Origin of the sequence: Buttiauxella sp., from assembly GCF_035271705.1 — a bacterium.
Classification (GTDB): Bacteria; Pseudomonadota; Gammaproteobacteria; order Enterobacterales; family Enterobacteriaceae; genus Buttiauxella.
The window spans coordinates 69,732-80,273 of the sequence record NZ_DATERI010000094.1; the positions used below are offsets into that span (position 1 = coordinate 69,732).

At 48.2% G+C, this 10,542-nt stretch carries 15 protein-coding genes and 1 pseudogene; 4 read left to right on the plus strand and 12 right to left on the minus strand.

All coding sequences use genetic code 11. The features are described from left to right. Positions 1 to 40: 40 nt before the first annotated feature. The 12 genes from VJY99_RS08660 to csgB all read right to left on the minus strand — a co-directional run bounded on the left by VJY99_RS08660 (position 41) and on the right by csgB (position 8,050). Positions 41 to 1,762, minus strand: a complete 1,722-nt coding sequence (locus tag VJY99_RS08660; protein ID WP_324117646.1) for a glycosyltransferase family 2 protein — start codon at positions 1,760 to 1,762, stop codon at positions 41 to 43. Beyond that, positions 1,753 to 2,103, minus strand: coding sequence for a hydroxymyristoyl-ACP dehydratase (locus tag VJY99_RS08665; protein ID WP_324117647.1), 351 nt, complete (start codon positions 2,101 to 2,103; stop codon positions 1,753 to 1,755). The genes VJY99_RS08660 and VJY99_RS08665 overlap by 10 nt, the downstream gene beginning before the upstream one ends. After that, positions 2,090 to 3,412, minus strand: a complete 1,323-nt coding sequence (locus tag VJY99_RS08670; protein WP_324117648.1) for an AMP-binding protein — start codon at positions 3,410 to 3,412, stop codon at positions 2,090 to 2,092. Before VJY99_RS08670 ends, VJY99_RS08665 begins: the two co-directional genes overlap by 14 nt. After that, positions 3,405 to 3,974, minus strand: coding sequence for a hypothetical protein (locus VJY99_RS08675; RefSeq protein WP_324117649.1), 570 nt, complete (start codon positions 3,972 to 3,974; stop codon positions 3,405 to 3,407). The genes VJY99_RS08670 and VJY99_RS08675 overlap by 8 nt, the downstream gene beginning before the upstream one ends. 3 nt (positions 3,975 to 3,977) lie before the next feature. Then, positions 3,978 to 4,226, minus strand: coding sequence for an acyl carrier protein (locus tag VJY99_RS08680; RefSeq protein WP_324117650.1), 249 nt, complete (start codon positions 4,224 to 4,226; stop codon positions 3,978 to 3,980). Between the two features lie 19 nt (positions 4,227 to 4,245). Then, positions 4,246 to 4,518, minus strand: coding sequence for a phosphopantetheine-binding protein (locus tag VJY99_RS08685; RefSeq protein ID WP_324117651.1), 273 nt, complete (start codon positions 4,516 to 4,518; stop codon positions 4,246 to 4,248). 22 nt (positions 4,519 to 4,540) lie between these two features. Then, positions 4,541 to 5,326 carry a lysophospholipid acyltransferase family protein gene (locus tag VJY99_RS08690; protein ID WP_324117652.1) on the minus strand — a complete coding sequence of 262 codons (786 nt, stop codon included), beginning with the start codon at positions 5,324 to 5,326 and terminating at the stop codon, positions 4,541 to 4,543. Next, entirely contained in the window at positions 5,326 to 6,048 is a 723-nt protein-coding gene (locus VJY99_RS08695) for a beta-ketoacyl synthase chain length factor (protein ID WP_324117653.1), read from the minus strand. Before VJY99_RS08695 ends, VJY99_RS08690 begins: the two co-directional genes overlap by 1 nt. A gap of 214 nt (positions 6,049 to 6,262) precedes the next feature. Then, complete coding sequence (locus VJY99_RS08700) at positions 6,263 to 6,547, minus strand: hypothetical protein (protein ID WP_324117654.1); 285 nt, start codon at positions 6,545 to 6,547, stop codon at positions 6,263 to 6,265. A gap of 139 nt (positions 6,548 to 6,686) precedes the next feature. Further along, complete coding sequence (gene csgC, locus VJY99_RS08705; RefSeq protein WP_324117655.1) at positions 6,687 to 7,016, minus strand: curli assembly chaperone CsgC; 330 nt, start codon at positions 7,014 to 7,016, stop codon at positions 6,687 to 6,689. A gap of 71 nt (positions 7,017 to 7,087) precedes the next feature. Next, positions 7,088 to 7,549 carry a curli major subunit CsgA gene (gene csgA / locus VJY99_RS08710; RefSeq protein WP_324117656.1) on the minus strand — a complete coding sequence of 154 codons (462 nt, stop codon included), beginning with the start codon at positions 7,547 to 7,549 and terminating at the stop codon, positions 7,088 to 7,090. 45 nt (positions 7,550 to 7,594) lie between these two features. Further along, positions 7,595 to 8,050, minus strand: coding sequence for a curli minor subunit CsgB (gene csgB, locus VJY99_RS08715; RefSeq protein ID WP_324117657.1), 456 nt, complete (start codon positions 8,048 to 8,050; stop codon positions 7,595 to 7,597). Positions 8,051 to 8,837: 787 nt separating this feature from the next. Between csgB and csgD the strand changes: the two genes are divergently transcribed. The 4 genes and pseudogenes from csgD to VJY99_RS08735 form a co-directional block, all read left to right on the plus strand. Next, complete coding sequence (gene csgD / locus VJY99_RS08720) at positions 8,838 to 9,503, plus strand: biofilm master transcriptional regulator CsgD (protein WP_324117658.1); 666 nt, start codon at positions 8,838 to 8,840, stop codon at positions 9,501 to 9,503. 4 nt (positions 9,504 to 9,507) lie between these two features. Continuing rightward, positions 9,508 to 9,897: a curli production assembly/transport protein CsgE gene (csgE, locus tag VJY99_RS08725; RefSeq protein WP_324117659.1), complete on the plus strand. Its 390-nt coding sequence runs from the start codon at positions 9,508 to 9,510 to the stop codon at positions 9,895 to 9,897. A 9-nt stretch (positions 9,898 to 9,906) separates the two neighbouring features. Then, positions 9,907 to 10,323: a curli production assembly/transport protein CsgF gene (csgF, locus tag VJY99_RS08730; RefSeq protein WP_324117660.1), complete on the plus strand. Its 417-nt coding sequence runs from the start codon at positions 9,907 to 9,909 to the stop codon at positions 10,321 to 10,323. Positions 10,324 to 10,363: 40 nt separating this feature from the next. Beyond that, positions 10,364 to 10,542: pseudogene (locus VJY99_RS08735) on the plus strand (curli production assembly/transport protein CsgG); the annotation flags it as partial.

A 10,542-nucleotide genomic window follows, 5' to 3' on the forward strand; every position in this document is an offset into this window, starting at 1 on the left:
TCCAGGGACTCGGACTCTTGCCGCCGCGATGCTGCGCGAATTATTTAGGGTCTAGTTGCCAGAAATCATAAAAATTAAACCAATCGAGCGGCGAACGCAGCGCGTAAACTTCCAGACGCTGCGCGTATTGATCAATGACTTCTTGTAGCGCCTGTTGCCTTGTGGCGCGCGGTAGCAGCAGCGGGTCAGCAAAATTTTCTGCATGAATGCGCAGTTTTCCCTGCTCACGTAGCACCATCATAAGAATGACTGGGCATCGTAATGCGGCAGCCAGGATAAACGGGCCTTGTGGGAACGGGGCCGGGCTGCCCATAAACGAACTCCAGCAGACGCGCCTTTCCCCGCTGCGCTGGGCATTTACCGCAATCCGGTCGCCGACAATGGCCACCCATTCACCCGCATCCAGCTTGTCTTGTAATAGCATCGCCGTCTGCGGCCCAATATGGCTCACGGGGATCAAATTCACTGCCGCTTGCGGGGCAATCTCTTCGATAATCTGGCGAAAACGTTGGGCGTTGTCGGTAAACACCAGAGCATTAATAATAAGCCCGGCTTCAACCTGCGCCAGTGCGCGGCTAGCTTCAATGTCACCGAGATGAGCGGCAAGGATGAGCTTCCCCTGCCCGGCCTGCGGCTGTAAAACTTCGCGGCTGCCGGGTGCGAATTCAATGTCGCGTCCCCAGATAATATCACCCCGCCAGGCCGCGATTTTATTGAGCATCGCATCACCAAAACGGAAGAAATGGCGATAGCTGTTTAGCCCTTCCGGCAAGGTTATTTGCAGGCGTTCTGCCTGCTGCCTGACGCGTTCTAGCCATTGTTGAGATGCTTTGCGTTGCGAGCTTCCAGTCAACCACATCCACGCCACCACCGGATAGAGCAAGGCATTGAATGCACGGCGCCCTAAACGCTGGTAAATGTTGAGCATCAAGCGCATTCCCGCCAACCCTTTGCGCTCGGGGATTTGCGCCCAATGGGTGCTTTGGCGACCTCGCGTGAGGAGTGCTGGAATGCGCGGCAACATGCCAAAAAACAGTTTGGTGTGCATCCAGGAGATGCGCAGGTTGTCGTGGAGCGCATCAAAATGCGAGACGCCACCTTGTGGATAAATCACGCGGGTGCGCAAAAACCGGCTGTCGGTTCCTGCCCAATACAATCTCACCATGATTTCGGTATCGAAATCCATCCGCTTACCGGGACGATATTGAGCGAGAGTCCCAAGGGTTGCCGCTAGCGGATAGACACGGAAGCCGCACATGCTGTCTTTCAGTGACAACGAAAGCGTTTCAATCCACACCCAAACGTGGGTGACATAACGCCCGTAAAGGCGCGATTTAGGTACGGATTCGTCGTACTCCGGCATGCCGGAAATCAGGCATTCTGGATGTGCTTGCGCTTGTGCTAAAAAACGCGGCACATCTTCGATGCAGTGCTGCCCGTCGGCATCCAGCTGTATTGCGTGGCTAAAGCCCGCCTGCGCCGCGGCTTTAAGCCCGGTAATCACCGCCTCACCCTTTCCCTGGTTGGTTTCCAGTTGGATAAGCGTGACATCGGTTAATTGTGTCAGTTGCTGTTTGGTGACGGGGTCACTGCCGTCATCAACAATAATGCACGGCAGACCAAATGGTTGCAGGCGTGCCAGCACCGCCGACATCGTCGCGCCATGGTTATAGCAAGGGATCACGACACAAGGGTGAAAAACCGTGGCCGTTACAGGCAACGCCTTAGCAGTGACAGACCACGCCTTAGCAGTTACTGACATAGTTTAATCTTACCGCTGCTGGCCGGAATGCCACCTTGTTCGGTCAACAAAGTGTAGGAAAAACTCAGCACGCTGCGTGTCGCATCCCAGTGCAAATTCAGTTCCAGTTCGGTTTGCGGAACAATCGGGCGCTGGAATTTAACGTTATCAATGGCACTAAAGCGCATATCGGGTGCGAGTTCTGCACCGTAGGCCATCACCCAATCGAGTTGCGCGACACCCGGTAAGACCGGTTGCGTGGGGAAATGCCCCGCAAACCAACCTAATGTTGCCGGAACCGCCAGCCGCAAACACAATTTGCCCGCTTCAGGTTGCGAACGCTGTAACTCAACGGGTTTCATCAAATAACTCCTGTAATTGCGCCCACGCACGCTTGCTCTGACTATTGAGCGGGATACGCTCGACGATGCGCCAAAAGCGCGGTATGGCGAGCGGCTCAAGCCAGGCACTGAGGGCTTCTCGCCACTGTTGCTTGCAGGCACCATCCGCATTTGGAGCCACCACCACGGCGCCAAGTGCGATGCGGTTACCCCGTGTAACGGGGAGCACGGCTACATCTTCAATGCCGGGTAATGCCAGTAATCGACGTTCAATTTCACTCAGCGAGATACGTTTTTCTTCGATTTTAACCACACGATCGCGTCGGCCCATTAAACGAAAACGTCCTGGTGCAGTAAGTTCGAGAATATCATCGAGTTGCCCGTGGCCTTGATGAATCAACGGGGATTCCACATGCCAGCCATCGTCGTGTTGGGTAAATCGCACCGCCGGGAAGGCTTGCCAATCTGGGGCTGGCTGCCCATGTTCACGCCACGCCAGCACGCCAGTTTCGGTGGTGCCGTAAATTTCGGATACGGGTGTTTTAAGCCATCTCAGCGCTTGTTGTGCCGTGTCGTCTTCGAGTTTTCCGGCAGCGGAAATCACCTGTTTGAAGACCGGTGCGGTGAGATTCATATCAAGCCGTTTTAAAAATGCCGGGCTGCTGATAAACAGTAATGGATGCGCCGTATGTGCCGCTAATTGCTCCGGGAAATGAATCATCGCTGCATCGCACACCAAGCCGAGCGCCATTGGCAACATCACTCGGAAGGTGAAACCATAAAGGTGCTGGTGCGACACCGACCCCACCACGCGGCAATCGCGCAGGCTCTCACCCCACAACGCCGCCAGCCAGGCGACTTCTTCATCCAGCGCACGCAGCGTTTTATAGATTTGTGCCGGTTCGCCCGTCGATCCAGAGGTAAAGAACACCACGCCCGCGTCCTCGGGAATCGGTTCAAACGGCGTAGATCGGGGATAGACCAGCGTTTGTGGATTAAGCACCGGGCAGCTGAGATTTAGCGGGGTATCGCTAATCACACCGCAAAAATGGTTCTGCTGTTCACGCAGTTGAGCTTCGCGGCTATGACCCGGTAAAACCGGCGTTTTCCCGGCGTGCAGCGTCGCTAAGAGTGCGACAATAAAATCGTAGCTGTTGTCAAAACAGAGCGCCCAGCGCTGACCGGGCTGGTTTTGCAACCAACCATAAATACGCTGCACGTCTTTAATTAAATCGGTCTGTGTGAAGCATTGCTTCCCGGCAAACGCCACCACGTGTTGCGGATGACGGTCTGTGCTCAACCACTTTGCAAGCGTTAACGGACTATTCATAGCGGCGTTTCACTCGCAGTCGTACCAGCCATTCGCCAGCAAATAACGCCCCCATCAACAGGTAGCTTGCCATTCCATTCCACAGAGTCCACCAATGAATGTTGCCCGCAAGGCACGTCCATAATGAGACACTGCCGTTAAAAATAAAGAACAGGCACCAGACTTGAGTGACCTGACGCGTGTAACGGACCCCCGCAGGTGGAAGATCCCCTTCGCGCCAACGTGCCAGGCGCTCAATGAGTGACATCCGCGTAAACAGGGAGGTACCAAACAATGTCAGCATCACCGCATTGACGACCACCGGATACCACAGTAGTAATTGGGCTTCACGCATCCAGATACTGGCGATTGATAATATCGCACCGGCCAGCGCCAGGCCCTTAAAAGCTCGGCTTAGGGCACCGGTTTTTCCACGCAAAGCACCTAAGCGCAGCACAAAGCACAGCGCAAGTATTGGCAGTAAAATGTGTAATTTTGGCCAGGTGATGACTAACCAGACGGCAAAGGGCCAACCTATTACGGCCAGCCCTCCGGCGACAGTCAGTGCTCGTTTTACCCGCACGCTTTAAGACTCGCTATGCAAACGCTCAACCGCGTCTACAACATCCTGTACCGTGCGCACTGATTTAAAATCTTCCGGTTTGATTTTTTTACCGCTGCGCTTTTGTAGATGAACCACCATATCTACCGCATCGATACTGTCCAGGTCCAAATCCTCGTACAGACGAGATTGTGGGGTGATTTGTTCAGGAGAGAGTTCAAACAGCTTAACCAGTAACCCGGTGACTTCCTGATAAATATCTTCTTTATTCATAGCGTACTCGTGGTTTCAATCAGGCGCTGTGCGCAGGGTTTTGACTTTTAATAAATGCGGCGAGATTGGCGACAGAATAAAAATGTTCGCGCATCGCTTCGTTTTCGGCGGATAACACCACACCATATCGTTTTTTAACCGCCAGTCCTAATTCCAGTGCGTCAATGGAATCAAGACCCAGGCCGTCATGGCCAAATAATGCGGCCTCACTTTCAATCTCATCAACGCTTATCTCTTCCAGATTCAACGTATCGATGATGAGTTGTTTAATATCGGTCTCTAAGGATTCCATATAACCATCCGAGTGTTAGAGCCTACTGTATAGGCTTTTTACGAGAATCAGGCACCAACTCCTGACTTAAATATTGGCTAAGACGACGCGCCGCTAACGCAGGGGCATCGTCGAGATTTGCCATAAAGCACTGGCTATCGATCCGCTGTTTGACACTCACGGTAATCATCGGTTTGCGCTTTGGGATCTGATACCAGCGGCTGTGTTTATCCAGATAGCGCTGATCGCTGTGAATATGCACCAGGCGCAACTCACACCCACTGCGCACGGCAATATTGGCCGCACCGCGTTGGATAACCAGCGGTTCCCCAGGGCGCGTACGCGTACCTTCCGGGAAAATCAGTATCGTCTCCCCTGCCGCCAGGCGCTTCTGGCTTTCAGGGAGTAACGTTTCGCCCTGGCTGTTGATCAGGTAATCCGCTGCACGAATCACACCACGAAAACAGGGATTGTTCACCAGGCTTGCTTTCACAAGGCAGCCAATATGCGGAGCCTGGGACGCAATAAACACGTAATCGAGCAACGTCGGGTGGTTGGCAACAATCAAACATCCCCGGTCATTGCGCAGTTGTTCACAGTTTTCAAAGCGGTAATCGAACACGCCAAGGCCGCGTCCGATGCGTAAAAATAACCGGAAGCTGGCGGCAATGCTACGGCGCGCAATTTCACGGCGTTTGCCATCATCACGCACAAATAATAACAGTAAATTAAACCAAACCAGCGAAAGCATCAGGCCGCCGCTACCAAATAAAACAAATAACCCGCCGGTCATAAGCACGCGCCAGCCCCATTTCAAGCGTCCCCACATTAATGGCGACTCCAGAACCAGCGAAGACGCTCACCTGCAAGGGTGAAAGTCGGCTCATCACTCAGCCAGCCATGTAAAAATGCCAGCCCTTGCGGTAAAACACGCGCCCCGGTTACCTCGCAAGGCGCAGTTTCACACAGCATTTGCTGGCCACTTTCCAGCAATAGCGCGACGGCAAATGGCATATTGAGCGTTTCATCAGCAAGATGCGGCAAGTAAAACTCAGGTATCAGGCCATCGAAATCCACCAGCAGCACGCGATGATAGCCAGCATGATGCAACGAAGCCACTTCGATTAATGCCTGTGCGAAAGAGTCATACCCGGCGCAAACAGATGAAGAAACCAGTGCTTGTTTCGCCGCAATGGTGGTGTTACCTACCGCTGAGTTGTGTACCGACATGGCAAAATCAGTGGGCGAGAGGCTTTCTTGCTCAGCAAGTGCGGTCAAAATTCTGAAATTTCGCTCCAGTTCACCGTGGCGGCTGGCGAAAACCAGTGCATCGACTGACTGTCGGGACAATATTCCCAGTGCGCAGTCAACGGCGAGGCGGCTACCTGATGCCAGACGACGCGCCGTCATCATCGGTAAATAGCGGCTTTTGGCCAGTAGCGCTGAGGTATTAAAGTCGGCAGTGGTTTTACTCCATGCCAGCCAGTCCTCGGTTTCAGATAAACCCGGGGCGTTAGCCTGCCAGTCGACAATGTTAAACGCTAACTTCATGCTCAATACCCGTATTCATCTAAATTGCCCGATAGATATAAATCCTGGGGGCCATGCCGACTATAAAATAAGTCCTAATTTTATGAGTTTTTTCTTAAGTTGATGATATTTAGCGCACCATTAATTATCCAGCAGCGGCGAATTGTAACAAAAAAGTCTGTGAAATAAATCCTTGAAATTTAACTGTAGGCCCGCGTAATGCAGGCCTATGATTTTAACGGTAGGTCACTTCCAGAACGGCAAGTTTATGCTGAGCATCAAGATAATGGATGTGAGTGGTTAGCGGAACATCGCTGTCAGGCTTGAAATTATTGAGTTGATTGAATGCGACTGTTTGCACGACTGGCTTTCCATTTCGTTCACAAGTGAACGCTACAGATTGTTCTTGCGAAGATAAATGACAGGGTCCTTCGACAATCGCACCCTGGAAGTGAATCACGCCGTCGCTGGCTTGGGCGTTAAGCACAGGGAAAAACAGAGCAAACAGAGGTAAAAGCATTGAACATCTTACGATTGGTGTTTTCACGACAGGGATTCCTCAACGAGTTGATATGAGGGTTATCGGTACAAGAGGGTCAGAACTACATAGTTAACCTTGGTATAGAGAAGAAAAAAGATCTACATAGCCGAGATATTAATTAAACACTCCCCGGTGATGCCCACTGTTTTTCCAGATGAATATCTTTTCCATCCGTCACAGTGACAGTAATCGTCACGCTGTCACCAGGAGAGATATTGAGGCTCAAACGTGAAAGTTTGGCGGGTTCATTAGCCTTGATATAAACATGACTGCTTTGACTGCTATTCGATTGCCCATTAGAGCCAGAACGTAATGCGGTCAGTTTGAAAGTACATTGGCAGTTCTGGGTTAAGGTCGCCACAGGCACAATAGTGTAGATGTCCCCTTGTTGCTGGGTATCAAAGATGAGTTGATTACTGAGTGCGGCAAGCAATAATAACGTGTGCATCTTTCTTCCCTCTTCCACTATAAAAATAAAAACAGGGCCTATGCCCTGTTTTTTATAGCTCATCAATACTATTAGTACTGGCTAAGATTGGAGTAGTTGTTAAAACCAACTTGAGTCAGTTCAATACTAGAATCGGCAGCAGTTTGATTCACATTCGCACCGTTGCGCCAGCCACGTTGGGTCACGTCAATAGTGGAGCTTTCAGCACCCCATTGATCAATAACGGCTTGGTTGGCCGTACCAGATTGCAGAAGTGTGACGGTTGCATCGTCAGCACCTTGACCAACATCAGCGCCATTTCTTGAGCCCCGTTGTGTGATATCAACAGTCGATTTTCTCGCATCAGCTTGCAGTGCAGTAACACTGTTACCTACACCTTGCTGGTACACTTTCAATGTAGACTCCGGACCGGAAGTATTACCGTGACCGTGACCATTTCCGTGACCATGATCGCCAAATTGTGGGATTACTGAAGCCATTGCGCTACCTGAAACAACCACTGCTGCTAATGCTGCGATTTTAAAAAAGTTCATGGTAAAGCCCCCATCGTATTGAGAATGTAAGCCTAAATAGCTGTGTTAGCGTTGAGTAACGCGTACCGCCATTTGAGACTGTTTCTGTATAACAACTGCCGATTTCTGTGTGCCGTGTTGAATAATACTTGCCTTATTAGCCGAGCCTTGCTGAATAATAAGAGCAGCATTACCAAATGACGTTTGCTGTATATCTGCATCATTGCCGTAGCCTGATTGCGCAATATAAGCAAGGTTATAACTCCCTGATTGGTCGACGTTAGCTTTGTTACCAGACCCTGTCTGAGAGACCAGCGCTACTTGCCGGGTTCCATTTTGGTCAACATTAGCATTATTATTGCTTCCATATTGACCAACGATTGCTGCCTGATTTAACGATGATCTACTTAATTCATTCATCGCAAAGTTATATTCAGATTTTGCAAGATCAGGATTACTCGCAATAACATAACCAGGCGCACCCAACAATGCTAACATCACAAATAACGATCTGTTCTTCATGCTGTCACCCTGGGTAGTAATACCTCTACTAAATACATCTGCAAAATTCACACGCTGACTGTTGTTAACGCTAACGATGAAAAGTTATCTCTGCGTTACGGAACTGAGTATGTGTGGCGATACATTTAAAATATCTCACCCACCCGTTGTATTTTTATATTTCCACTCATTACAAAGCATGAGTTTGATAGAAAAAACCAAATACAACAAAGGGTTCAAAATTGATCATTTTAATTAGCCTGCAATGTTTTAAAATCACCGACTAGCACGCCTTACTTTACCGTCTGGTTGGGTTGTTCACAGTATGCCAGGTAATTTTTAACGGGGTATTGTCACGAAGCTGACTTTTCTTAACAGGAAGCATTCTGCGGAATGTAACATTCACTATTTACATATGTTAAGACAAAAAAAACATAAACAAAAAGCATATGATTACTTATAATTCAACAACATAAGTTGTTTTGTATGACTTTTAAAATTATGCAATTTATAATTAATGTACAACTTTTGCATTAAATCTAAATAACAAAAAAAACCCTCTGCAACATTTTAATATCTGCAGTTACATTTAGTAACAGCTTTAACACTTGCTTTAAGATTAGTACCCGCTAGATTGAAACGAGCAGTAACATTTTGTTTAACACATTAAGTCAGGACGCAACTTAGCGTTATTTGACAGTGTTACATTTATTTCATACACAGCAGTGCAGCATCTATCAGTACCTCTGGGGAATTAACTTTATGTTAATTCAGCTGATTGACGCGCAAACTCGGATGGAGTTTCATCATGTTTAATGAAGTCCATACAATGAATAGCCAGGCGTTAAATGCTCAAACGTTATTGTTGATCACTAAACCCTCGCTACAAGCTACTGCGTTATTACAGCATCTAAAGTCTTCACTCGCTATCAATGGAAAACTCCATAATATTCAACGCTCTCTTGAAGATGTCGTGGGTAATTTGGTGGTGCTTTTTGATATGGTTGAAGCCGATAAAAAGCTGATTAACTATTGGCAAGATAATTTGAGCCGTAAACATAACAGCATAAAATTGCTGTTACTCAATACCCCGGAAGAGTATCAATTCCGTGACATTGAAAACTGGCCACACATTAATGGTGTGTTCTACATGTCTGAGGAAGAACCACGAGTGGTTGAAGGTATTCGTGGTGTCATGGAGGGAGAATGCTATTTCTCTCAAAAATTAGCAAGCTACCTTATTAATCACTCAGGGAACTATCGTTTCAATAACGTCGAGTCATCCCTTCTGACTCACCGTGAAAAGGAAATACTTAATAAATTGCGTATTGGGGCTTCGAATATCGAAATCGCTCAGTCGCTATTTATAAGTGAAAACACGGTAAAAACACATCTCTACAACCTTTTCAAAAAGATATCTGTAAAAAATCGCACTCAGGCAGTTTCCTGGGCTAATGATAACCTCAGGCGATAAAGCGATGAAATTAAAAACTGCTTTACTGCTAGCGTCTATATTAGTCTGCACCTCCAACGGCGTTCGCGCCGTTGAAGTTGAGGTGCCTGGATTATTAACGGATCATACCGTTTCTTCGGTGGGGCATGAGTTTTATCGTGCCTTTAGTGATAAGTGGGAAAGCAGTTTTACAGGCAACTTAACCATCAATGAGCGTCCTAGTGCCCGTTGGGGAAGCTGGATAACCATTACGGTTGATCAGGATGTCATCTTTCAGTCGTTCTTATTCCCCTCTAAACGTGATTTTGACCGTAACGTCAATATCGCACTGGTCCAAACCGCAGAAGCGATTAATCGCCGTCAAATTGACAAGACATTGTTGAGTACCGGTGACTTAACTAGCGACGAATTTTAGGAGGCTGTCATGCGTATCACTCATGCAGTTATTTCTTTACTGCTGATATCCCCTTTTTCCTGGGGGGGCAATATGACTTTTCAGTTTACGAACCCTAACTTTGGCGGCAACCCCAATAATGGGTCTTTTTTACTTAATGAAGCACAAGCTCAGAACTCGTATACAGATCCCAGTTTCGACGATGATTTCGGAATCGAAACACCGACAGCGCTGGACAACTTTACTCAAGCAATACAGTCACAACTGCTTGGTGGTTTGCTAACCAATATTAATACTGGCAAACCAGGTCGCATGGTTACAAATGATTTTATCGTCGACATTGCTAACACTGACGGGCAGCTACGGTTAAATGTAACTGACCGTAAAACAGGGAAAACATCGACCATTGAAGTTGCAGGTTTACAAAATAATACCGCTGACTTCTAGTCGAAATTACATAATCAAAAAGTATTTAAGGATAAACATCATGCAGCGTTTACTTCTCATCGTAGCAGTGTGTTTATTAAGTGGTTGTTTAACCGCGCCACCTAAAGAAGCTGCCAAACCTACACTTTTGCCTCGCGCACAAAGTTATCGTGACTTAACCCATTTGCCACCAGCAAAAGGGAAGTTGTTTGTCTCGGTTTATAATATTCAGGATGAAAC